Source organism: Pseudomonas sp. NPDC088885 (assembly GCF_044750025.1).
GTDB classification, from domain to species: Bacteria; Pseudomonadota; Gammaproteobacteria; order Pseudomonadales; family Pseudomonadaceae; genus Aquipseudomonas; species Aquipseudomonas rustica.
The window spans coordinates 1-21,650 of sequence record NZ_JBIVJB010000082.1; the positions used below are offsets into that span (position 1 = coordinate 1).

Annotated in this window: 25 protein-coding genes; 24 read left to right on the forward strand and 1 reads right to left on the reverse strand. The window is 58.8% G+C overall.

The window, feature by feature from the left end; genetic code table 11:
- Positions 1–189 precede the first annotated feature (189 nt).
- Positions 190–2,760, reverse strand: a complete 2,571-nt coding sequence (gene mutS / locus ACIP1X_RS22815) for a DNA mismatch repair protein MutS (RefSeq protein WP_400755264.1) — start codon at positions 2,758–2,760, stop codon at positions 190–192.
- A gap of 209 nt (positions 2,761–2,969) precedes the next feature.
- On the opposite strand from mutS, the gene ACIP1X_RS22820 reads away from it, so the two are divergent.
- The 24 genes from ACIP1X_RS22820 (at position 2,970) to ACIP1X_RS22935 (ending at position 21,586) form a co-directional block, all read left to right on the forward strand.
- Entirely contained in the window at positions 2,970–3,698 is a 729-nt protein-coding gene (locus ACIP1X_RS22820; RefSeq protein ID WP_400755237.1) for a transcriptional regulator, read from the forward strand.
- Complete coding sequence (locus ACIP1X_RS22825; RefSeq protein WP_400755238.1) at positions 3,665–4,156, forward strand: hypothetical protein; 492 nt, start codon at positions 3,665–3,667, stop codon at positions 4,154–4,156. Before ACIP1X_RS22820 ends, ACIP1X_RS22825 begins: the two co-directional genes overlap by 34 nt.
- A gap of 639 nt (positions 4,157–4,795) precedes the next feature.
- On the forward strand, positions 4,796–5,176 hold the full coding sequence (locus ACIP1X_RS22830) for a DUF1090 domain-containing protein (RefSeq protein ID WP_400755240.1): 381 nt from the start codon (positions 4,796–4,798) through the stop codon (positions 5,174–5,176).
- A 51-nt stretch (positions 5,177–5,227) separates the two neighbouring features.
- Complete coding sequence (locus ACIP1X_RS22835) at positions 5,228–5,410, forward strand: hypothetical protein (RefSeq protein ID WP_400755242.1); 183 nt, start codon at positions 5,228–5,230, stop codon at positions 5,408–5,410.
- A gap of 75 nt (positions 5,411–5,485) precedes the next feature.
- Positions 5,486–6,223: an XRE family transcriptional regulator gene (locus ACIP1X_RS22840; protein WP_053117672.1), complete on the forward strand. Its 738-nt coding sequence runs from the start codon at positions 5,486–5,488 to the stop codon at positions 6,221–6,223.
- Positions 6,224–6,779: 556 nt separating this feature from the next.
- Positions 6,780–7,199 (forward strand): tail fiber assembly protein, encoded by a 420-nt coding sequence (locus ACIP1X_RS22845; RefSeq protein WP_400755244.1) that lies wholly within the window; start codon positions 6,780–6,782, stop codon positions 7,197–7,199.
- Between the two features lie 143 nt (positions 7,200–7,342).
- Positions 7,343–7,681 carry a phage holin family protein gene (locus ACIP1X_RS22850; protein WP_400755246.1) on the forward strand — a complete coding sequence of 113 codons (339 nt, stop codon included), beginning with the start codon at positions 7,343–7,345 and terminating at the stop codon, positions 7,679–7,681.
- 206 nt (positions 7,682–7,887) lie between these two features.
- On the forward strand, positions 7,888–8,472 hold the full coding sequence (locus ACIP1X_RS22855) for a hypothetical protein (RefSeq protein WP_400755247.1): 585 nt from the start codon (positions 7,888–7,890) through the stop codon (positions 8,470–8,472).
- The gene (locus ACIP1X_RS22860; protein ID WP_053117680.1) at positions 8,469–8,648 is read left to right on the forward strand and encodes a DUF2635 domain-containing protein; all 180 of its coding nucleotides are present in this window, start codon (positions 8,469–8,471) and stop codon (positions 8,646–8,648) included. Before ACIP1X_RS22855 ends, ACIP1X_RS22860 begins: the two co-directional genes overlap by 4 nt.
- Positions 8,648–10,144, forward strand: a complete 1,497-nt coding sequence (locus ACIP1X_RS22865) for a phage tail sheath subtilisin-like domain-containing protein (protein WP_400755249.1) — start codon at positions 8,648–8,650, stop codon at positions 10,142–10,144. Before ACIP1X_RS22860 ends, ACIP1X_RS22865 begins: the two co-directional genes overlap by 1 nt.
- Positions 10,145–10,211: 67 nt before the next feature.
- The gene (locus ACIP1X_RS22870) at positions 10,212–10,559 is read left to right on the forward strand and encodes a phage tail tube protein (RefSeq protein WP_400755251.1); all 348 of its coding nucleotides are present in this window, start codon (positions 10,212–10,214) and stop codon (positions 10,557–10,559) included.
- Positions 10,556–10,852: a phage tail assembly protein gene (locus ACIP1X_RS22875; RefSeq protein ID WP_007908778.1), complete on the forward strand. Its 297-nt coding sequence runs from the start codon at positions 10,556–10,558 to the stop codon at positions 10,850–10,852. Before ACIP1X_RS22870 ends, ACIP1X_RS22875 begins: the two co-directional genes overlap by 4 nt.
- Positions 10,853–10,982: 130 nt before the next feature.
- On the forward strand, positions 10,983–12,881 hold the full coding sequence (locus ACIP1X_RS22880; RefSeq protein WP_400755253.1) for a phage tail protein: 1,899 nt from the start codon (positions 10,983–10,985) through the stop codon (positions 12,879–12,881).
- The gene (locus ACIP1X_RS22885; protein WP_400755255.1) at positions 12,868–14,106 is read left to right on the forward strand and encodes a DNA circularization protein; all 1,239 of its coding nucleotides are present in this window, start codon (positions 12,868–12,870) and stop codon (positions 14,104–14,106) included. Before ACIP1X_RS22880 ends, ACIP1X_RS22885 begins: the two co-directional genes overlap by 14 nt.
- A 3-nt stretch (positions 14,107–14,109) precedes the next feature.
- Positions 14,110–15,153, forward strand: a complete 1,044-nt coding sequence (locus ACIP1X_RS22890; protein ID WP_400755256.1) for a phage baseplate assembly protein — start codon at positions 14,110–14,112, stop codon at positions 15,151–15,153.
- Between the two features lie 143 nt (positions 15,154–15,296).
- Entirely contained in the window at positions 15,297–15,806 is a 510-nt protein-coding gene (locus ACIP1X_RS22895; protein WP_400649107.1) for a phage baseplate assembly protein V, read from the forward strand.
- On the forward strand, positions 15,806–16,204 hold the full coding sequence (locus ACIP1X_RS22900; protein ID WP_212545318.1) for a phage GP46 family protein: 399 nt from the start codon (positions 15,806–15,808) through the stop codon (positions 16,202–16,204). The genes ACIP1X_RS22895 and ACIP1X_RS22900 overlap by 1 nt, the downstream gene beginning before the upstream one ends.
- Positions 16,194–17,237, forward strand: a complete 1,044-nt coding sequence (locus ACIP1X_RS22905; RefSeq protein WP_400755257.1) for a baseplate J/gp47 family protein — start codon at positions 16,194–16,196, stop codon at positions 17,235–17,237. Before ACIP1X_RS22900 ends, ACIP1X_RS22905 begins: the two co-directional genes overlap by 11 nt.
- Positions 17,225–17,824, forward strand: coding sequence for a YmfQ family protein (locus ACIP1X_RS22910; protein ID WP_282357810.1), 600 nt, complete (start codon positions 17,225–17,227; stop codon positions 17,822–17,824). Before ACIP1X_RS22905 ends, ACIP1X_RS22910 begins: the two co-directional genes overlap by 13 nt.
- Before the next feature lie 10 nt (positions 17,825–17,834).
- The gene (locus ACIP1X_RS22915; protein WP_400755259.1) at positions 17,835–19,388 is read left to right on the forward strand and encodes a phage tail protein; all 1,554 of its coding nucleotides are present in this window, start codon (positions 17,835–17,837) and stop codon (positions 19,386–19,388) included.
- Between the two features lie 2 nt (positions 19,389–19,390).
- The gene (locus tag ACIP1X_RS22920; protein WP_246541879.1) at positions 19,391–19,858 is read left to right on the forward strand and encodes a tail fiber assembly protein; all 468 of its coding nucleotides are present in this window, start codon (positions 19,391–19,393) and stop codon (positions 19,856–19,858) included.
- A gap of 96 nt (positions 19,859–19,954) precedes the next feature.
- Positions 19,955–20,521 (forward strand): glycoside hydrolase family 19 protein, encoded by a 567-nt coding sequence (locus tag ACIP1X_RS22925; protein WP_400755261.1) that lies wholly within the window; start codon positions 19,955–19,957, stop codon positions 20,519–20,521.
- On the forward strand, positions 20,500–21,018 hold the full coding sequence (locus tag ACIP1X_RS22930) for a lysis system i-spanin subunit Rz (protein WP_400755263.1): 519 nt from the start codon (positions 20,500–20,502) through the stop codon (positions 21,016–21,018). Before ACIP1X_RS22925 ends, ACIP1X_RS22930 begins: the two co-directional genes overlap by 22 nt.
- Positions 21,019–21,085: 67 nt before the next feature.
- A complete protein-coding gene (locus tag ACIP1X_RS22935; RefSeq protein ID WP_053117718.1) occupies positions 21,086–21,586 on the forward strand; it encodes a CinA family protein in 501 nt (166 codons plus the stop codon).
- Positions 21,587–21,650: the final 64 nt, after the last annotated feature.

A 21,650-nucleotide genomic window follows, 5' to 3' on the forward strand; every position in this document is an offset into this window, starting at 1 on the left:
CAGTTGTCGGTGACGACGAAGGTCATTTCTAATTTTCTCCTCAGGCGGCGGCAGCGTTGCCCCTTCACGGTTGGGGTCGCCAGGTTCGGGAGCGATACCTGCTGGCCAGGCTATTAGCCAGCAGCATCCCAAACCGCGCGAGATTCTAACAGCTTGAAGCCGTTTGCGTTATATCCGCTTCTTCAGTGCTTATATCCGGTTCTTCAGGGCATAGAGCATTTCGAGCGCACGGCGTGGTGTCAGGTCGTCCAGATCCAGTTTAGCCAGCTCATCGAGAACCGGGTGCGGCAGGCTGGCAAACATATCGCTTTGCTGCGGCGTCGCCGGTTTGCCCTTGGCCGCCGGTTTCGGCGCTTCATGGGGCAACGCGGTTTCTTCCAGTCGGCTCAGGTGCTCGCGGGCCCGCACGATCACTTCGCTTGGCACACCGGCCAATTGCGCCACCGCCAGGCCGTAGCTCTGGCTGGCAGGCCCCGGCAGCACGTGGTGAAGGAAGACGATGCGTTCGTTGTGCTCGGTCGCGTTGAGGTGAACGTTGGCCACCAACGGCTCAGCTTCCGGCAGCACGGTCAGTTCAAAGTAGTGAGTGGCGAACAGCGTGTAGGCGCGTAGATGCGCCAGACGCTCAGCAGCCGCCCATGCCAGCGACAGACCGTCGAAGGTGCTGGTGCCGCGACCGACTTCGTCCATCAGCACCAAACTGCGTTCGGTGGCGTTGTGCAGAATGTTGGCGGTTTCGCTCATTTCGACCATGAAAGTCGAACGACCACCGGCGAGGTCATCGCTGGAGCCGATCCGGGTGAAGATGCGGTCGACCAGCGACAGTTCGCAGCTGGCCGCTGGCACGAAGCTGCCGATGTGCGCCAACAGCACGATCAACGCGGTTTGGCGCATGTAAGTGGATTTACCGCCCATGTTCGGGCCGGTGATCACCAGCATGCGCGTGTTGTCATCGAGGCTCAGATCGTTGGCCACGAACGGCGTGGTCAGCACTTGCTCGACCACCGGGTGACGACCCTGAGTAATGCGCATGCACGGCTCGCTGACGAAACGCGGGCAGTTCAGATCGAGGTTCAGCGCACGCTCGGCGAGGTTGCTCAGCACGTCGAGTTCGGCAAGCGCCGCAGCGGTGTCCTGCAACGGTGGCAACTGGCTGATCAAGTCTTCCAGCAGCGCTTCGTAGAGCATTTTCTCGCGGGCGAGGGCGCGGCTCTTGGCCGACAGCGCCTTGTCTTCAAACGCTTTCAGCTCAGGCGTGATGAAACGCTCGGCGCCTTTCAGGGTTTGCCGGCGAATGTAATCCGCTGGCGCCGACTCGGCCTGCTTGCTCGGCAACTCGATGAAGTAGCCGTGAATGCGGTTGTAGCCGACTTTCAGGTGGCTCAGGCCGGTACGGGCCTTCTCGCGGGCTTCGAGATCGATAAGGAACTGGCCGGCGTTTTCGCTCAGCGATTGCAGCTCGTCGAGTTCGCTGTCGTAACCGGTTTTCAACACGCCGCCGTCACGGATCACCGCCGGTGGGTTGTCGATGATGGCTTTGGCCAGCAGCGCCGCCAGTTCCGGGTAAGTGCTGGTGGTGGTCGCCAGACCTTGCAGGTGCGGCGCTTCCAGATCAGTCATCGCCACTTGCAGCTCTGGCAGGGCGCCGAGGGCGTCGCGCAGGCGGGCCAGGTCACGAGGACGGGCATTGCGCAGGCCGATCCGCGCAAGAATCCGCTCGATGTCGCCAATTTCCTTGAGCTGTGGCTGCAGCTTTTCGAAACGGTAGCGATCGAGCAGGCAAGTGATCGAGGTCTGGCGCGCCAGCAACACGGTCAGGTCGCGCAACGGACGGTTCAACCAACGCGTCAGCAGACGGCTGCCCATCGCGGTCTGGCAACGATCGACCACCGATTGCAACGTGTTGTCGCGGCCACCGGCCAGGTTAGTGTCGAGCTCGAGGTTGCGACGGCTCGCGCCGTCGAGCACCACGGTGTCATCGAGACGTTCGTGACGCAGGCTGCGCAAATGGGGCAGGGCGGTGCGCTGGGTTTCTTTGGCGTAGGCCAGCAGGCAACCGGCAGCGCCGATGGCCAGCGTCAGATTCTCGCAACCGAAGCCTTTCAGATCCTGAGTGGAAAACTGTTGGCAGAGGCTTTTCAGCGCCGAATCACGCTCAAAATCCCACGGCGCACGACGGCTGACGCCACGGCGTTTTTCCGCTGGCAGGTCGCGTGGCCAGTCGTCCGGGATCAACAACTCAACCGGGTTGACGCGCTCCAGTTCCGCCAGCAGGTTTTCCCAACCCTTGATTTCCAGCACGCTGAAGTTGCCGCTGGTGATGTCCAGCACGGCCAGACCAAACAGACGCTCGTCCCCCAACAGCGCGGCGATCAGGTTGTCGCGGCGCTCATCGAGCAGCGCCTCGTCGCTGACCGTTCCCGGCGTGAGAATCCGCACGACCTGGCGATCAACCGGGCCTTTGCTGGTGGCCGGGTCGCCGACCTGCTCGCAAATCACCACGGATTCGCCGAGCTTGACCAGTTTCGCCAGATAACCTTCCGCCGCGTGGTAAGGAATCCCACACATCGGAATCGCCTGCCCCGCCGACTGCCCGCGCGCGGTCAGGGTGATGTCGAGCAACTTGGCAGCCTTCTTCGCGTCTTCGTAGAAGATCTCGTAGAAGTCGCCCATGCGGTAGAACATCAGCTGATCCGGGTGCTGATTCTTCAGCCGCCAGTATTGCTGCATCATCGGAGTATGGGAGGACAGATCTGAAATTGCTTTATTCATCAGAGGTTTAGCTATACCGAGAAAATGTGTCGGGGCAGAGGTGCAGGCCCCTGAGTTGATTCAGTGGGCGGAGTATGAAGTTTTTTTGAAGTGGATGCAGCAACGCGCCGCCGCTCGGGCTGGCATTGTGTCCTATAGTGCCGAAAAGCTATCGAATCATCGGAGTTCGTGGGTTGAAGGTCAGTTGAGGAAGCGGCGTGGAACAGTCTGAAGGCATCGGCTCGGGATCGTCATCGAGCGATTGTTACTACGATGCAGAAAAAATGACCCTCACTCGGGCGCAGCAGTCGGTCATTCTGGGCAGTAATGAGAGTGATCTGTTGTTGGCGCTGATTGCCGGGGTAACGGACAAGGAGCAGCTGATTTCGCGGGTCTGGGGTGAGCGCGGGCTGGTGATTTCCGACAGCAGTTATTACAAGACCCTGCACATGCTGCGCACGCATTTTGCTGATGTCGGTTTGCCGCGTGACAGCCTCAAGACGTTGCCGCGCCGGGGCGTGGTGCTGTTGTGTGAGATCCGTTTGATCAGCGCAGAGGTGCCTGAGTCCGTACCCGCAGCGCCGGCGGTCATCTCGGTGACGAAGCCGCGGCGCCGCTATTGGCGTTTTCTGCTGCCTGCATTGGTTGTACCGGCTATCGCGCTTCCTTTGTTTTACGCCTACCTGATGTTTAAAAAACCAGCCGACCTGGAAGAGTGGAAACTCATCTGGCAAGACGGTGATGCGCAGTTGTATGTGGAAGAAAGTGAAAAGATGTCCAAGGACGCGATTGTAAAAGCACTCGGCGAGTTTGAACCGCCCATTGTGTTATCCGACATTAATTATTATGTAAGAAAGCCGCTCTCCCAGTTATTGATCAAGTGCGTCAAGCCTGAAAGTAAAGGGGAGGCCATATGCGTGAATTACCAGCTCGTTGGAAAAAAATAATCGCATTGATGGCAATCGCCTCTGTGTTGGTTTTCGGTGGACTGGTGGTCAGGTATTTCTACTTGATCAATCGTGATATTCCACGTGCACCGTGTTTTGCTTCTATTGACTTCGTTCATACCCATGATCACAAAGTCCGCTGGCATGGTGTCGGTGATATGACGATTGATCCAAAGGAAGGCGCTCTCTATGTGTATTACGTAGTGAAAACGCCAGAGGGGAAAGTTTATACCTATGATCGAAAGTTCGACATTGCCCTGACGCATCTGGACACTTCAAGGTTTCTGTTCAAAACCCGTTCAGTAGTGAAATTCGATGCCGATACCGCTGGAGATGAACTGCCGTTTATGGAGCGAGGCTTTCAAGGCGGCATGGTCACCTTCAATTACTTCTCCGATGCCGAGTACTACTACAACATCAACAACCTGATCAATGGTGTCTGCCACGTCCCTCGCTGACTCAGCCCCCGGCGCGACTAAGTAAGACTGAGTAAGACGCCAGTAAGGCCACGACAGCCCCACATTGTTAATGTCATTCCCCGTAGGAGCTGCCGAAGGCTGCGATCTGTTGATCTTGATTCCGTTAAAACAAAATCAACAGATCGCAGCCTTCGGCAGCTCCTACAAAGGAAGCGATTCAAGCCAACAGCCTCTGCGACGGCACCGGAGAGTCCGCGCATTTCGGCTGTTTTTATTGCCTTGAAGAATGTGACGATGTTTAGAGTGTTGAGGGGTTTTATACATGCTCTGGTTTTGTGTGCGCAGTGCATATGGCGTTCAGGCTCCAGTCTGGAAACGATCAATTGCGATAAACAGACAAGGCACTGTGTTTGTTGCGGCGGCGGTGGGTGGGAAAGAAAAAGAGGTAAGTATTTCCACACTGTCAGAACGGATCCCGGTATTGCTGTGTTTTGATCATGTTTATGTGCCGATGGCGTGGATGGTCGAACACTTTCCTATGTGCAAGGCACGTTGTCGCGACATGGTCATGGCAGCGTTAACTGCGATACAAAGAAACTTGAACTGTCGCGATGCCTGGTCTCGCGTCAGTTATCTCCGTGGGAATTATGGCGAGAAAAGTTACTTGGGGTATGCCTCATGAAACTGAGTCTTTTCTGCAGTCTGTCCCTCGCAGTCAGCGGCGTATTTATCATTGAAAACTCATTCGCCGACTCGCGACAAAGTTGCGCCGAGCGCCGCGCTGAACTTATTCGCCAAATAGACCGTGCAGAAGCGGCGGATAACGTTTATCGCCAGGCCGGACTTGAGCAGGCGCTGGCCAATGTCGAGCGTTATTGCCGAGAGCCCTCTGCCGAGGATGATCATTCAAGAGCGATTCGCAAGGCAGAAGCCGAAGTGCGGCGCCGACAAAACCATCTGAAAGCAGCGCGTCAGTACGGCGATGTGAAAGTCATCAAGAAGCACGAAGCCAGGCTCGAACGCGCCGAGGAAAAATTGAAGCGGCTTGTGGATGAGTGACAGCCGCCGTTGTGAACGATGTATGTGTCAATGACCTCAGGAAACCTTCAAATGAAAACCGCAGTGATCTTCGCTTCAATCTTTACCTCAGCCATTATGCTCACCGGTTGTACCGCCACCGATTGGGTACACGCCGCCGGTGGCATCATGGGCGCCAAAGACGATTACGACAAAAAGGCGCGCAATGATCGGATCAAGCGCGCCAACGCGGCGGCTCGACGCGTCAAATATTGATTTATGCGTTTTGTATGCGCATTTTATGCAATTCGGCATTTGTCTTGAGGTAAAACTTCAAGCACTATGCGCGTTATGCAAAAACGCAACGTAGCAACCGTCTTAAGAGCACTGCTTGATCAGCACGGGATCTCCCCCACGGAGCTTCACCGTCGCACCGGCGTGCCGCAATCCACTCTCTCGCGAATTCTCAGCGGGAAGATCGTCGATCCCTCGGATAAACATATCTCGAAGATCGCCGAGTACTTCGCCGTGAGCACCGACTTGTTGCGCGGGCGCGCGGATGCGCCGCCGGCGAGCGCTGGCGCGCGCAACAACGATGTGCACGCGGAACTCAAGGACATAAGCCTGTGGGACGACGACACCCCGGTCGATGATGACGAGGTGTCGGTACCGTTTCTTCGCGAGGTTGAATTGGCGGCTGGATCAGGAAGATTCATCGTGGAAGAGAGCGAGCGCTCTAGTCTGCGCTTCGGCAAGCGCAGCTTGCGCCATAACGGTGTGCAATTTGACCAGGCCAAATGCGTGACCGTGCGCGGCAACAGCATGTTGCCGGTGCTGCGTGACGGCGCCACCGTCGGCGTCAACGCCGGCAAATGCGGCATCGGCGACATCATCGATGGCGACCTTTATGCAATCAACCACAACGGTCAATTGCGGGTGAAGCAACTCTATCGCCTGCCCACCGGCATCCGTTTGCGCAGCTTCAATCGCGACGAACATCCGGACGAGGACTACAGCTTCCAGGAAATCCAGGAAGAGCAGATCGTCATCATTGGTCACGTCTTCTGGTGGGGCATGTACGCCCGATAAGCAGATCACCGTCAGATAAAACCCGCCCCTCGGCGGGTTTTTTTTCGCCTCGAAAAAGCCACCAAGGCCTTTAACCACGCGGCTTTTAATGCACTCGTGCATTTCTGGCGCATAAATAAATGCATTTATGCATTGACTGTATATGCATCCATGCATATTCTTGCCACCAAGCCGCTCGACAAAGCGGCTGGCAAGACAAGCTCTTTAGTTCGACAAGAACAGGCAGCGATGAACCGGCCTCAACGGTTCAGAGGGTTGGCAACTGACCCGGGTGTGCAGCGTAAAGCACCAGAAGCAGTTATCCGGCGGGCAGGGACCGCGGTCGGAAATACAATCTGAATGGACTCGTACCGCGCCAGTAGCGCCGAAAAGTCAGCTTCCTTCTTGGTTACGGGAATTGAAGGGAGGCGAAGGAGCGCATTACTGAAACGCCTGGCGGGTGACTGCCGGGCTTTTTGGAATGCCTGCCGGAATATCGGGAAGCAGCTCCTGATCAGTCAATTCTAATTGACAGACATAAACAGCCTTGGCTGAAAAACCATCAATAGGAAATAGAATGAATCGTTACGTACTCACAATATCCTCGAGTCACATCGTCGTTCTTCAGGTACTGGATACGGATGGAGAACCGCCTGCCGTGCCTGCCAATGAACCCGCTGCGGCGTGGCGAGATGTCACCGGTGACACCACAGCGCAACCAGGAATGAAGATGGAGTATGGCCCATACGGAGTGACGTTTACTGCACTCACTGCCGATGAAAAAGAGCGTGTCACAAAAGGGCGTATGCAAGAACGGTTTGACCAGGCTGCGCAGTGGATGACGTTCAACCCACTGCAATACAAAGTGGATCTGGGCACTGCCACTCCGTCAGAAGAGGCAGCGTTGGTTGCCTATAAGCAGTACTACGTAGCCCTCAGCGAAGTAACAAACCAAAACACCTTTCCCGAAATCAACTGGCCTGTTGCACCTTTTTGATTGCAGGAATTTCAGGATTGCACTTCAGGAGCGCATTACTGAAAAGCCTGGCGGGTGACTGCCGGGCTTTTTGGAATGCCTGCCTCAAGAGAAACCGTTTGAACCAACTCACATCACTCATCAAATCCTCAAGGAGGCGTGACATGACAAACGAGCAACAAGCATTGGCAGACATGCCGATCTGGCTGGTCATCCTCCTTGCCGTGGTGGGCGGGGTGTCCGGCGAAATGTGGCGCGCTGACAAAGAGGGCGCCCGTGGCTGGTCGCTGATGCGCCGCCTGGCCCTGCGCTCCGGCGCCTGCATGATCTGCGGTGTCTCAGCAATCATGCTGCTGTATGCCGCTGGCATGTCGATTTGGGTCGCTGGCGCTTTTGGTTGCCTGACTGCGATGGCCGGGGCCGATGTGGCGATCGGACTTTATGAACGCTGGGCGGCGAAGCGGATTGGCGTCTGCGAAATTCCGCCGCGCGATCCGCAGTAATTCTGCATTTTCTGCCGCCCTTCAATACTGAAGCTGCTGCCAAAAATTCCACAGCGGAGCAATTCCAGGTGGGAGCGGGCTTGCTCGCGAAAGGGCGGGCACGTTCAACATCGATGGTGACTGACACGGCGCCTTCGCGAGCAAGCCCGCTCCCACAGTGGAACTGTGGAGTCTGCTGAAAAACACTCTTAATCCGGAACACCTCCATGAAGATCACCCCGATCCTCACGCAATTGCGTGCGCAATGCCCCAGCCTGGCCGATCACATTTCGGTGGGGGGCGATCTGGCGTTGTTGCAGGGCAACTCCGCTCTGCCGACACCTTCGGCCCACGTGCTGCCGCTCGCCGATCTGGCCAGCAATAGCACCGCACAAAACCTCACCACCCAACCGATCCGCGACCGCTTTGAAATCGTCCTGGCACTTGATGCCAGCGACCCTACAAAAGCGATGGATCTGTTGCACGACCTGCGCGCCGAACTGTGGCGTGCGCTGGTGGGTTTCAAGCCCGATACCGACTACAGCGCCATCGTCTACGACGGCGGTGAACTGCTGTCGATCAACAGCAGCCGGGCGTTTTACCGGCTGCGTTTTTTTGCCGAGTTCCAGCTCGGCCGCAATCTGCCGAGTCAGCCTGCGGAGAGTTGGCACGAACGCGAACTGGACGGTTTGTCGTCCTTCACCGGGGCCACCGTGCGGGTCGATGCGATCGACCCGGCCGACCCCAATCTGAAACGCCCGGGCCCCGATGGGCGCGTGGAAATGACTTTCTCTGGAGACGTAACCCCATGAGCAATCGCATCACCGTACTGCCGGCCGCCGGCCGCGTCGTACCTGACCCGGAGGCGGGCGATCTGCTGCCGCTGGAAGGCCGTGAAGTGCTGGACAGCGCCTGGTGGCGCCGACGTCTGGCCGACGGCGATATCACCCTCAAAACCGCAACCGCTAAACAAAAGGGAGCCAAATAATGGCGATCGGATTCAGCAACATCCCCGCGGACATTCGTGTACCGCTGTTCTATGCCGAAATGGACAACTCGGCCGCCAATAGCGCGAGCTCGACTCTGCGTCGTTTGATCGTCGCTCAGGTCAACGACAACATTACGCCGACCGAGGTCGGCAAACTGGTGTTGGTCTCCAGCGTTGCGCTGGCCAAAAGCATCGGCGGTCAGGGCTCGATGCTCGCCGCGATGTACGAGACCTTCCGCAAGGCTGACCCGATCGGCGAGATCTGGTGCCTGCCGCTGCACAACGCTGAAGGCGCGGTCGCCAAAGGCGTGCTGACCCTGACCGGCGCCGCCACTCAGGCTGGCGTGCTGAATCTGTATGTCGGCGGCGTGCGAGTGCAAGCCACCGTGGTCAACGGTGCTACCGCCACTCAGGCCGCCACCGCGCTGGCGCAGAAAATCAACGCCACGGCCGACCTGCCGGTGAGCGCTGCCGCTGCCGAAGGTGTGGTGACCCTGAACGCCAAATGGACGGGCGACAGCGGCAACGACATCAACCTGCAATTCAATCGTCTGGGCAAGAGCAACGGCGAAGAAACTCCGGCCGGTCTGACCGCCGCAATCACCGCCATGACCGGCGGCGCCGGTGTGCCGGATCAAGTCGAAGCCATCGCCGCACTGGGTGATGAGCCGTTCGAATTCATCGCGTTGCCGTGGTCAGATCTGTCGACGCTCAACACCTGGCAAGCGGTCATGGATGACAGCACCGGTCGCTGGTCGTGGGCCAAGCAATTGTTCGGTCACGTCTACAGCGCCAAGCGCGGCACCGTTGGCACATTGGTTGCCGCTGGCCAGGCGCGCAACGACCAGCACATGACCATTCAGGCGCTGGAGCCGGGCGTTCCGCAACCGTTCTGGGTACAAGCCGCTGCATTGGCTGCACGCACCGCCGTATTCATCTCCGCCGACGCCAGCCGTCCGACGCAAAGCGGCAGTCTGCCGGGTGTCGACCCTGCGCCGGCGAGTGAGCGTTTCACCCTGACCGAGCGTCAGTCGCTGCTCAACTACGGCATCGCCACCGCGTACTACGAAGGCGGCTACGTGCGCATCCAGCGTTCGATCACCACCTACCAGAAAAACGCTTACGGCCAGGCCGACAACTCCTATCTGGACAGCGAAACCATGCACCAGTCGGCGTTCATCGTGCGCCGTCTGCAAAGCGTGATCACCAGCAAATACGGTCGGCACAAACTGGCTTCCGACGGCACCCGCTTCGGCGCCGGCCAGCCGATCGTCACGCCGAGCACCATTCGCGGAGAGCTGATTGCGCAGTACGCCAAACTCGAACTGGAAGGTCACGTGGAGAACGCCGAGCTGTTCGCCGAGCACCTGATCGTCGAGCGCGACGTGCAGGATCCGAGCCGCGTGAACGTGTTGTTCCCGCCGGATTACATCAACGGTCTGCGCGTGTTCGCACTGCTCAACCAATTCCGTCTGCAGTACGACGACGCGGCTTGATCCGCGCGTTTGACGGCAAGCATTCAGCCCACCTCGCGTGGGCTTTTTTATTCAAGGGAGTAACACCATGGGTCAACTGATTGCAGGCACCTGCTACGTCAAAGTCGACGGCGCACAACTGACGATCAACGGCGGCTGCGAAGCCCCGCTGATGTCCACCAAACGCGAAACCATCGTGCCGGGTTTTTACAAGGAAAGCGACGTGGCAGCGTCGTTCAAAGTGACCGCGCTGCACACCCCGGACTTCCCGCTCAAGCAACTGATCGAAGGCGTCGACATGACCGTCACCTGTGAATTCAGCAACGGCAAAGTCTACGTGCTGGCCGGTGCGTATCTGGTTGAAGAGCCAGTCTCCAAAGGCGATGACGCCGCCATCGAACTGAAATTCGAAGGCATCAAAGGAACCTGGCAATGAGCGGCGCCGTGAAGCTTCAAGTCGCGATCGAAGCTCACGGCGAGCCCCTGACCGAACTCGTTCTGCGCCGCCCGACGGTGCAGGAAGTGCGAGCGATCAAGGCGCTGCCGTACAAGATCGACAAGAGCGAAGAAGTCAGTCTCGACATGGACGTAGCGGCCAAATACATCGCCGTGTGCGCCGGCATTCCGCCGTCGTCGGTCAACCAGCTGGATCTGGCCGACCTCAACGCGCTGAGCTGGGCCGTTGCGAGTTTTTTCATGAGTGCGGCGTCGGCGCCATCACCGACCTGATCGCAGTCGCCTATGACCTGGCCTGGTTCTGGAAGGTTGACCCCGAACAGATGATGGCCAGGCCACTGGATGTGCTCCGCGAATCGCTGGAGCACGCGCAACGGATCAATGCGATGCAGCAGGTGCAGTGATGGCAGACACAGAAAGCAAACCCAAAACATCGGTGCTGATCACTGGCATCGATGAGCTGTCGCCCAAGCTCGGTGCGCTTCGCGAGAAGGTCGACAGTTTCAAGAAAAACCTCGAACAGACCGGCCTCGGCAAACTCGACATCAGTGGCCTGTTCAAGGGCGGCAGCGTGATCACGCCGTTCGTGGACGGAATCAAATCGGCAGCGGCATTTCAGGGCAAATTGACTGAAGTCAGCGCGACGGCAAAAACCGTCGACCTGCCCGCCGCACCGAAAGCCGCTGCACAGAACATGAACGTGTTCAGTGCGTCGATGGAAAAGGTTTCGGCCGCCATCGACGCTGCATTGGTGCCGGCAGTCGGTGCCGTGGTGATCGGGCTTGAGCCGATGATGACGCAGTTCGGCAGCCTGCTCGCCGACAATCCGAAACTGGTCGAAGGGCTGGCCGCGGGGGCCATCGCCTTCTCGGCGATGCAAACCGCTGTCACCGGTGCCACACAGGTGTTCGATGTCATGAGCATGGTGCTCAAGACCAACCCGATCATGCTGATCGCCATGGGCATTGCCGTGGCGGCCGGATTGATTGTCGCCAACTGGACGCCGATCAGCGGGTTCTTCAAGGGCATTTGGGAAAGCGTGAAAAATGCCGGAGCCAGTGCAATGGCGATCTTGCGCTCGGTGCTTGACTGGCGACCGCTCGATACGCTGGCAGCGCTTTGGCAACCGGTCACGGGATTCTTTTCCGGGATCTGGGACAAGGTCAAAGCAGTCACTCGCCCGGTGATCGACTTCTTCAAGAGTGTTTTTTCATGGACGCCGTACGGCATGATCCTGGACAACTGGGGGCCGCTGACTGGCCTGTTTTCGGCAATCTGGGAATTGCTCAAGGCCTTGAGTGTGCCGGTGATGTCGTTCCTGAGAAACCTCTTCGATTTCTCGCCGATGCAGATGATCCGCAGTGCCTGGGGCGGAGTGGTGACGTACTTCGAGCCGATGTTCACCGGGCTGCGAAAAATGGCGCAGTCCACCAAGGATTTCCTCGCGGATGCGTTCGACTTCTCGCCGATGCAGATGATCAACAGTGCATGGGGTGGTGTCGTCACGTACTTCGAACCGACGTGGACAGCGCTGCAGTCCGCCGTGCAGAAAACCCGTGAAGCTTTCCAGACCCTGTTCGACTTCTTTCCAATGGATATGATCAGCAGCGCATGGGGCGGTGTCGTCGGGTTTTTTCAACCGATTTGGGCCGCTTTGCAAACGTCGGTGCAACAGGTCAAAGGCTTTTTCACAGACCTGTTCGACTGGTCGCCGCTGGAGCAGATTGCGCAATTCTGGCAACCGATCGGCGAAGTCTTTTCGGCGCTGTGGGGCGTGGTGCTGGCGGTGTCCGCGCCCGTCGTGGATTTTCTGCACACGCTGTTCGAATGGAAACCGCTGGATCAGATCATCGAGAGCTGGGGGCCGATCACCGAGTGGTTCGGCGAGTTGTGGCAAAAGCTGCAAACCGTCATCGCACCGATCAAGGAGCTGTTTGACGGTGGGTTCGCCGGGTTGATCGCCAAGGTCACCGGCAAGGTTGAAACCCTGACTGAAGCGCAGCGCCAGACCAATGCCGAAGGCAAGGGTGAGCTGGCGCCGGCGTTCTTTGGTGCAAGCCCGCAAGCTTCGGCGGACGGCGCGTTGTCGGCGGGTTCGCTGCCACAATCCTCCAGCGCCCTGATTCAACAAAGCGCAATCAACAACCGCACGCAACTCGAAGGTGGCCTGACCGTCAGCTTCGTCAACGCGCCGCCGGGGCTGCGCACCGATCAACCACAAACCAATCAACCGGGCCTGGCGCTGTCGTCGCGCATCGGTTATCGCTCGCTGTCGGCAGGAGGTTCCAATGAACTGGCGTGACCGTTTATTGCCGGCATCCTTTCGCGGTGTCGGTTTCTGGATCGATCAGGCGAAAACCCCGGTCGGTCGCAAGGGGCAGTTGCACGAATACCCGCAACGCGACCTGCCGTTTTTCGAAGACCTCGGCCAACAAGCCAAGACCCACGACATCACCGCATTCATCATCGGCGCCGATTGCCTGGAGCAGCGTGACAAGTTGCTCAAAGCGTTGGAGGCGGGCAGTGGCGAGTTGGTGCATCCGTGGCTCGGACGCCTGCAAGTCAAGGTCGGCGAATGCGACATGACCCACACCCGCCAGGACGGCGGCATGGTCACGTTCACGCTGAAGTTCTATCCCGATCAGCCGCTGCCGTTTCCGACGGCGACCGTCAGCACGCAGAAAGTCTTGTTGGTGAAAGCCGACTCGCTGCTCGGTTCTGCGGTGGCGCGTTTCGAACAGGCGATGACGCTGATCAAGGCTGCGCGGATCGGCATCGCCAATCTGCGCAACAGCCTCACCGGGGTTTACGAGGTGATCAAAGAGCAGCTCAAACCGCTGATCGCGCAATACAAGCAGATCACTGAGCTGGTGAAAGCGGTCAAGGAATTGCCCAAGGAAGTGGCAGCGGAATTCAAAGGCTTGCTCGGCGATATCAAGGAGCTGAAAGCGTTCGCGAAGGAGGGCTACCGTGGCGTGATTGCCGACGTCTCCCAACAACTCGAAGCGATCCGCAAAGCCGATGCGCCGAAGATCACCACCGGCAAGGACACCAACGCGGCGGCGCAAGCCATGGCCGATCTGGTGCAGGACACGCTGCTGGTCAAAGTCGCGCAATGGGTGGCGTCGATGCCGGTCGCGACCACGCCGGTGAAGCTGCAATCGACACCGTCGGTGGGGCAACAGGCGACCACGCCGGTGACCCGTCAGGAAGTGCCCGTCAGTGATGACATGCAGGCCCTGCGCGAAGCGGTGAGCGCGGCGATTGATCCGATGCTGGACAAGGCCGGTGCCGCACATTTTCAGGCGATCAACGATGTGAAAGAGGCGTTGATCAATCACCTCAAAGCGGTGGCGTCGTCCGGTGTGCGGCAGGTCAGCAAGTCGTTTCAGGAAAGTTTGCCCGCGCTGGTGGTGGCCTACAAACAGTTTGCCGATGCCACCCGCGTCACCGAAGTGATCCAGCGCAACGGTACTGTTCATCCGTTGTACCTGCCGCCTAACGACGTGAAAGTTTCCAGGGAGTAAGCCATGAGCGAGATGGATAATCGCGTCACGCTGACGGTCAACGACATGGAATACGGCGGCTGGAAAAGCGTCGAAATCAGCGCCGATCTGGAGCGTCAGTTTCGCAGCTTCAAACTGGATATCACTTGGCAGTGGCCGGGTCAGACCGTCGATCAGCGGATCAAACCCGGCGACCCTTGCGAAGTGAAAATCGGCAAGGATCTGGTGCTTACCGGTTATGTGTTCAAAGCGCCGATTAGTTATGACGGACGCCAGATCAGCCTGAGCATCGAAGGCAGTTCCAGGACGCAGGATCTGGTCGATTGCGCGGCCGCCAACCGGCCGAATCAATGGCAGGATCAACCCTTGCTGAGTATCGTCGAGGCGTTGGCGAGTGAGTATTCGCTGAAGGTGGTCAACGAAATTCCCGAGACGTCGCGGCTGGCCAAACACACGATCGTGCCGGGTGAAACGGTGTTCCAGTCGATCGACCGTTTGCTCTCGTTGTTGCGGGTTTTTTCCACCGATGACGAGCAGGGCCGGCTGGTGCTGGCCAAGCCCGGCAGCGGCGGCCGCGCCAGTGATGCGCTGGAGCTGGGCAAGAATATTCTGTCGGCCAACGCGGCGATGGATCAGAGCCAGGTGTTCTCCGAATACCGGGTGATCGGTCAGCAAAAAGGCTCGGACACCCAGAGCGGGGCGGCGGTCAGCGAAGTTGAATCGACGGCGACTGACCTGACGTTCAAACGTCGACGCACCACGGTGATCAACGAGGGCACGCAACTGACCTTTGAGTTGGCGCAGCAGCGTGCCCAATGGGAAAGCGCCACCCGCCTGGGCCGCGCGCAAACCACCACGTATCAGGTGCAGGGCTGGCGTCAGGCCAACGGCGATTTGTGGCGTCACAACACGCTGGTGCGGGTGAAAGATCCGGTGCTTGGTTTTGACGGCGACATGCTCATTTCAAAAGTGACGTATTCATTGTCGGCACAAGGCTCGGTGACCACGCTGCAAGTGGCCCCGCCGCATACCTTTGACGCCAACCCAACACCCCCGAAAAAATCCTGAGCCGCCCCCCGCTCTTGTAGGAGCAGAGCTTGCTCGCGAAGGCGTCGGCAGCTTCAACATCGCATTGCCTGCCATGCCGCCTTCGCGAGCAAGCTCTGCTCCTACAGTTGATCGCGTGACGGCCAACCTTTAAAGGACACCCCATGAGCCTGATGACACGCCTGCTGGCGCGCGGCACTGTCGTGCTCGCCAATTCGGCCGCCAAGCTGCAATCGCTGCAAATGCGCCTCACCGCCGGTGAAGTCAACGACGACCTCGAACACTTCGAACCCTACGGCTTCACCAGCCATCCACTGGCCGGTGCCGAAGGCGTCGTCACCTTCATCGGCGGCGACCGTTCCCACGCCATCGCTTTAGTCATCGCCGACCGCCGCTATCGCTTGCAAGCGCTGGCCGCCGGCGAAGTGGCGATCTACACCGACGAGGGCGACAAGATCCACTTCAAGCGCGGACGGATCATCGACATCGAAACCGCCACGCTGAACATCCGCGCCAGCAGCGCGGTGAATTTCGACACGCCGGTGATCAATCAGAGCGGAAAAATCGTCTCCACCGGCGACCAGCTCGCTGGCGGTATCAGCCAGATCAAACACGTCCACGTCGGCGTACAAGCCGGCAGCGGCCAGACCGGCGCGCCGGCAGGAGGCCAGTGATGTTTATCAGCCAGAACCTCCACGCCGCACTGACCCGCGCCGTGCTTATCAGCCTGTTCACCTGGCGCCGCGCTGCCGATGACGACGCACTCGACGATGAAGAACGATTCGGCTGGTGGGGCGACAGCTTTCCCACCGTCGCTGACGATCGCATCGGCTCGCGGCTGTGGCTGTTGCGCCGGGTCAAGCTGACCCGACAAACCCAGATGGACGCCGAGTTCTATGCCCGCGAAGCCCTGCAATGGCTGATCGACGACGGCCACTGCAGCGCCATCGACATCCTCAGCGAACGCCTCGATGCCCAGCGTCTGAACCTGCGCACGGTGCTGACCCTGGCCGACGGCGAACGTCTGGACATCAACCCCGATAACAGTTGGCAGGTGATCTATGCCGTTTGAAACCCCTTCGCTGCCGGTGCTGATCAAGCGCACCCAAAGCGACCTGGCCGGCGATTCGCTGCGCCAGTCCGATGCGCAAGTGCTGGCCCGCACCCTCGGCGGCGCCGCGTTTGGTCTGTACGGTTATCTCGACTGGATTGCCGAACAGATCCTCCCCGACAAAGCCGATGAATCGACGCTGGAACGCATCGCCGCGTTGCGTCTGAACCAGCCGCGCAAACCCGCTCAAGTGGCCACCGGCAGCGTCAGTTTCAGCGCCACGGCCGGCGCGATTCTGGACGTCGACACATTGCTGCAAACCAACGATGGCCGTACTTACAAAGTCACCACTGCGCGGGTCACGGCCAACGGTGTCAACAACACCACCATCGCCGCGCTTGACGCCGGCAGCCTCGGTAATGCCGATGCGGGCCTCATGTTGACGCCGGTGCAGCCGGTTGCCGGAATTATCGGTAGTAGTTTTGTGGTGCAGGCGCCGGGACTCAGTGGTGGTGTCGCGCGGGAGAGTCTGGAGTCGCTGCGTTCGCGGGTGATCCGCTCCTATCGCGTAATCCCCCACGGTGGCTCGGCTAGCGATTATGAAACCTGGGCGCTGGAGGTGCCTGGCGTGACGCGGGCGTGGTGTCGTGCAAGCGATGTCGGCTATGGAATTGTCTATTTGTTCGTCATGCGCGATGACGATTTGCAGCCTATTCCCAACGCAGAGCGGCTGGCAGAAATCCAGGCCTATATCGAACCCCTGCGTCCGGTCACAGCCGAGTTGCACGTGCTGGCGCCGCAACAAGTTTCGGTTACCTACAAACTACGTTTGAACCCTGATACCAGTGCGGTACGAGCTGCGGTCGAAGAGCAATTGCGCGACCTGCACAACCGAGAGGCAGGCATGGGCGATACGTTGCTGCTCAGTCACATCCGCGAAGCGATCAGCAGTGCAGCCGGTGAATACGACCACAGTCTGATTGAACCGATCGGCGATGTTGAAGCTGCGGACAACCAGTTGCTCACCTACGGGGGGTGTGTATGGGTGGCATAAGGACGCCTGCTCAATATCAATCCCAGCTCCGTACTCTGCTACCGAGCGGTCCTGCCTGGGATCCTGAACGAGTGCCGGAACTGGAGGCAGTTCTTGAAGGCATTTCGCAGGAGTTATCGCGTCTGGACGCGCGTGCGGTTGACCTGCAAAACGAGATGGATCCGGCTGGCGTCAGTGAACTTGTACCGGATTGGGAGCGGGTCATGAACTTGCCCGACCCCTGCCTTGGTCAGAAGCCATTGTTTGACGATCGTCGCCTGGCGGTACGTCGGCGCCTGCTCGCGGTAGGCAGCCAAACCATCGGTTACTTCATAGAAATCGCCCAGACCCAAGGCTATCCCAACGCCACCGTCACCGAGATGCAGGCACCCCGAATGGGGCGCTCACGTTTTGGCAGTGCGCACTTCGGCAGTTGGCGGGCGCAGTTCATGTGGACACTCAATACCGGTGGGCGGCAGTTCACCGGCCGCCGTTTTGGCGCCAGTTACTGGGGCGAGCGTTTCGGCGTGAATCCGGGCAGTGCTCTGGAATGCCTTATCCATCGCAGTGCGCCGGCGCATACCCGTGTGTACATCAATTATGACTAGAGGTTAGAAAATGGATTTCCCAAAAAATACGCCCGGCGTCGGCCTGGTTAACGGACAGTTTGCGGACGAAAATCCGGTGGCTGGAACTCCGGGTTCTTTGATTCCGGCAACGTGGGGCAACGCTGTCACGCAAGAAATTCTGAATGTGATTAAAGCAGCCGGGTTAGTCCCCAAAGAAGATGCTTCCACGCAATTGCTGGAGGCTATCCAGAGTTTCGCTGCCCACGATTTCAAGAACTCGGCCCGTGTTGCGACAACAGGCTCGATTGCCCTGAGCGGCTTACAAAAAATCGACGGTGTGCAGCTCGCTGCAGCTGATCGAGTGCTGGTGAAGGATCAACCCAACGCATCGCAAAACGGTGTGTACGTGGTGGCTGCGGGGTCCTGGTCCCGAGCGGTGGATGCAACGCAGGACTATCAAGTAACCAGCAGTTTCATCATCGCGACCGATGAGGGCGTGGTGAACAAATCTCGCATTTGGCAGTTGACCACTCCGGGCCCGATCAAGGTCGGCACTACCGGTCTGACCTTCGAGATGTTTGCCGGCTACACCGGTGTGGCGTCTGGCGAATACCGCAAGGTCATGGTCAACGCGCGCGGGCAAGTAACCGCTGGCTCCAACCCGACCACGCTTGATGGCTATGGCATAACTGATGCCTACACAAAAGTGGCAGCGAACAATGCGTTTGTGAAGCAGGGCGGTGGCGCCGGACAGCTGGGCAACTCGGTGTCGATTGGCTGGGATGGTAAAAACATCTTGATCCAGGTGGACGCCACCAGTTTTGGCAACCTGTGGTGCTCTGCCAACTTTGACCCGGGCACCAAGGCAAACGTCGCCGATGTTTATTCAAAGACCGCGACGGACAGTTTTCTCGACAACAAAATCAGCGGCGATGCCTGTGCGATCGCGGGTTTCGCCAGCGGCAACTCCGCTGCGCCGTACATGCGAAACAGGAACAACAACGAAGTTGTCGTGCTGGCCAGAACCGCGACGACCTTGGGTGGCTATGGCATTACCGATGCGATGCCCCGCGCTGAAGCCAACAGTGCGATCAATGCTCGTGTGCTGAGTGACGGAATTACCTACGCAGGTTTCGCCAGTAACGATCTGTCGCAGCCTTATTTTCGTCGCGCCTCCGACAGCACTCTTCTGCTGCTACAGCCTCGACTTGGCTTTGTGCCGGTTCGTCAGGGCGGTGGCAATTTCCAGTCCACCAATACAGTCATGATCGGTTGGGCGGCGGACGGAACGTCGTTGCGGGCGCAAGTCGATGCCACGGATCTGGGCAGTATCTGGACCGACGGCATCGGCAATGTCAAAGCGATTTACGCGCAGTCAACGGCAGAAACCGGGATGGTCGGTTCGTATGCCTTGCTGGTGGTCGGTGGTGGCGGCGCGACGGGGCCGGGAGCGCTCGCCGCAGGCGTCAATTGCCGCTTCACCGCCACCGATGGCTCTGCCTGGGGCGGCGCACCTGCCGGTACCTGGCGATTGATGGGCGCTATTCGTAACGCGGACGGCGCCAGTCCCGATTCCACCACCGTATGCCTGAGGGTTTCTTGAACATGATGAAAGTATTGAGTGCACGTCAGCCACGCTGGAATGACGTCGAACACACCTCGTTGAACCTGTTGGTCACCTTCGAAGAGTCCAAAGATACATTGGGGGAAATGCCATTTACGGCCTCCCCGAAAGATCCGGAATCGCACGGCCGTGAACTGTTTGAACGGGCGACGGCACTGGAGTACGGCGACATCGCCGAGCCCAGCGACGAGACTTTGAAAAATACGCAGCGCATGAAATGCTCAGGCCTTTCAGCGTTGGCATCGTCGACGATCACAAAGTTGCAGGGCGACTTGAGTACGTTGCAGGACTCTATCGCCCTGGAAATGGCGACAGAGGAAGAGCTCGCTCAGGTGCCAGTGGTTCAGGCGCAGCTGGATCTTTGGAGAAAGTACCGGGTATTGCTTTCAAGAGTAGAAACCCAGGCCGCTTTTCCTCGCACGATCGATTGGCCGCAGCAACCTGATTGATTGCTGATGTAAGCGCGGGAGCGTCGGTTCATGACGCTCCCGCCAGTCTGCGGTGTCTTGCTAATGAAGGTTCTACTAAAGAGTGGTTGGATTGAAATGTCCGTTACCCAAGACCAACTGGTCAACATCCTCCCCAACGCCCGCACCCAAGCGGGCGTTTTTATTTCTGCGCTCAATGCTGCCATGGAGCGCTTTCTTATCAATACACCCAAACGCATCGCCGCGTTTCTTGCGCAAGTCGGTCACGAATCCGGGCAATTGCAGTACGTACGCGAACTGGGCAACAACCAATACCTGAGCAAATACGACACCGGTACCCTGGCCTTGCGCTTGGGCAACACGCCCCAAGCTGATGGCGACGGGCAAAAATACCGCGGGCGCGGGCTCATCCAGATCACCGGGCGCAGCAACTATCGCCAGTGCAGCCTCGGTCTGTTTGGCGATGAACGCCTGCTGTCGCTGCCAGAACTGCTCGAGCAACCGCAATGGGCGGCCGAATCTGCCGCATGGTTCTGGCAACAGAACGGCCTCAACGAACTGGCTGATCGCGACCAGTTCAACACCATCACCCGGCGAATAAACGGCGGGTTGAACGGCTTGCAGGATCGCCTGGAAATCTGGGCGCGGGCGAGGGCGGTGCTATGCCAATCCCCTGGCGAATGATTGGCTTACTCTTATTGGCCGTCGGCGCTTTTGTGGCGGCCTGGCAGTTTCAGGACTGGCGCTACGGCCGCCAACTCGCCGAGCAATCGCGTTTAAACACAGAAACGTTGAATCAACAGAATCTCGCCGCCGCCTCGGCGCAACAGGCCGAGCAGGATAAACGTCTGGCGCTCGAGCAACGACTCGCGACCAGTGAACAAACTCACTATCGAGCACTGAGCGATGCCCAACGTGATCAGGATCGCCTGCGCGATCGCCTTGCCACTGCTGATGTGCGCCTGTCAGTCCTCCTCGACGCAGGCGATGTTGCCCAAGGCTGCAAACTGCCAGCCACCGCCAGCCCCGGCGGCGTGGATCATGCAGCCGTACGCGCCCGACTTGACCCGGCGCATGCTCAACGAATTATCGCCATCACCGACACCGGCGACCGCGGACTGATTGCCTTGCAGGCGTGTCAGGCCTATGTCAGAGCGCTCGCGCCCGAACATTTTGAATGACTCTGTGTCTTGAAAGCGCAACCGGCTCGTGTACGGTGGAGGTATTCCACACGATCCGGAGTGCGCCGTGAAAGAGATCACCCAATTGGCTGCTGAACTGGGCCGACGCCTGCAAGTGCTCAATGCCCATGTCACCACCGCGGAGTCCTGCACCGGTGGCGGCATCGCCGAGGCGATCACGCGGATTCCCGGCAGCTCGGCCTGGTTTGAAGCGGGTTACGTGACGTACTCCAACCGGCAGAAAACCCAGCAACTGAATGTGCCCACCGGGTTGTTCGAGACGGTAGGCGCGGTCAGTGCCGAGGTGGTTGAGGCGATGGTGCGTGGCGCGCAGGACAAAAGTCTGGCGCGATTTGCCGTGGCGGTCAGCGGTGTGGCGGGGCCGGACGGTGGTTCACCAAACAAACCGGTCGGCACTGTGTGGCTGGCATGGGGCGTTGGCGAGACGGTGACCAGTGAGGTTCAACACTTCCCCGGTAACCGCGATGAAGTCCGCCGACAAACGGTGAAGGCCGCGCTAGAGGGGCTCCTGCGACTAGCGGCACGAGAAATCGAAAATCAGGGGTAGGCGATCCGCGAACGCTGTGGAATAATACTGGCTACTTATACAGGTGTTGGCCGTCAGGCCTTAT

Excerpts from the sequence above, each read along its gene's own strand:
- ACIP1X_RS22825 (WP_400755238.1), top strand. The coding sequence starts at position 3,665 with ATGCGTGAATTACCAGCTCGTTGGAAAAAAATAATCGCATTGATGGCA.
- ACIP1X_RS22830 (WP_400755240.1), top strand. The coding sequence starts at position 4,796 with ATGAAACTGAGTCTTTTCTGCAGTCTGTCCCTCGCAGTCAGCGGCGTA.
- ACIP1X_RS22835 (WP_400755242.1), top strand. The coding sequence starts at position 5,228 with ATGAAAACCGCAGTGATCTTCGCTTCAATCTTTACCTCAGCCATTATG.
- ACIP1X_RS22840 (WP_053117672.1), top strand. The coding sequence starts at position 5,486 with ATGCAAAAACGCAACGTAGCAACCGTCTTAAGAGCACTGCTTGATCAG.
- ACIP1X_RS22845 (WP_400755244.1), top strand. The coding sequence starts at position 6,780 with ATGAATCGTTACGTACTCACAATATCCTCGAGTCACATCGTCGTTCTT.
- ACIP1X_RS22850 (WP_400755246.1), top strand. The coding sequence starts at position 7,343 with ATGACAAACGAGCAACAAGCATTGGCAGACATGCCGATCTGGCTGGTC.
- ACIP1X_RS22855 (WP_400755247.1), top strand. The coding sequence starts at position 7,888 with ATGAAGATCACCCCGATCCTCACGCAATTGCGTGCGCAATGCCCCAGC.
- ACIP1X_RS22860 (WP_053117680.1), top strand. The coding sequence starts at position 8,469 with ATGAGCAATCGCATCACCGTACTGCCGGCCGCCGGCCGCGTCGTACCT.
- ACIP1X_RS22865 (WP_400755249.1), top strand. The coding sequence starts at position 8,648 with ATGGCGATCGGATTCAGCAACATCCCCGCGGACATTCGTGTACCGCTG.
- ACIP1X_RS22870 (WP_400755251.1), top strand. The coding sequence starts at position 10,212 with ATGGGTCAACTGATTGCAGGCACCTGCTACGTCAAAGTCGACGGCGCA.
- ACIP1X_RS22875 (WP_007908778.1), top strand. The coding sequence starts at position 10,556 with ATGAGCGGCGCCGTGAAGCTTCAAGTCGCGATCGAAGCTCACGGCGAG.
- ACIP1X_RS22880 (WP_400755253.1), top strand. The coding sequence starts at position 10,983 with ATGGCAGACACAGAAAGCAAACCCAAAACATCGGTGCTGATCACTGGC.
- ACIP1X_RS22885 (WP_400755255.1), top strand. The coding sequence starts at position 12,868 with ATGAACTGGCGTGACCGTTTATTGCCGGCATCCTTTCGCGGTGTCGGT.
- ACIP1X_RS22890 (WP_400755256.1), top strand. The coding sequence starts at position 14,110 with ATGAGCGAGATGGATAATCGCGTCACGCTGACGGTCAACGACATGGAA.
- ACIP1X_RS22895 (WP_400649107.1), top strand. The coding sequence starts at position 15,297 with ATGAGCCTGATGACACGCCTGCTGGCGCGCGGCACTGTCGTGCTCGCC.
- ACIP1X_RS22900 (WP_212545318.1), top strand. The coding sequence starts at position 15,806 with ATGTTTATCAGCCAGAACCTCCACGCCGCACTGACCCGCGCCGTGCTT.
- ACIP1X_RS22905 (WP_400755257.1), top strand. The coding sequence starts at position 16,194 with ATGCCGTTTGAAACCCCTTCGCTGCCGGTGCTGATCAAGCGCACCCAA.
- ACIP1X_RS22910 (WP_282357810.1), top strand. The coding sequence starts at position 17,225 with ATGGGTGGCATAAGGACGCCTGCTCAATATCAATCCCAGCTCCGTACT.
- ACIP1X_RS22915 (WP_400755259.1), top strand. The coding sequence starts at position 17,835 with ATGGATTTCCCAAAAAATACGCCCGGCGTCGGCCTGGTTAACGGACAG.
- ACIP1X_RS22920 (WP_246541879.1), top strand. The coding sequence starts at position 19,391 with ATGATGAAAGTATTGAGTGCACGTCAGCCACGCTGGAATGACGTCGAA.
- ACIP1X_RS22925 (WP_400755261.1), top strand. The coding sequence starts at position 19,955 with ATGTCCGTTACCCAAGACCAACTGGTCAACATCCTCCCCAACGCCCGC.
- ACIP1X_RS22930 (WP_400755263.1), top strand. The coding sequence starts at position 20,500 with ATGCCAATCCCCTGGCGAATGATTGGCTTACTCTTATTGGCCGTCGGC.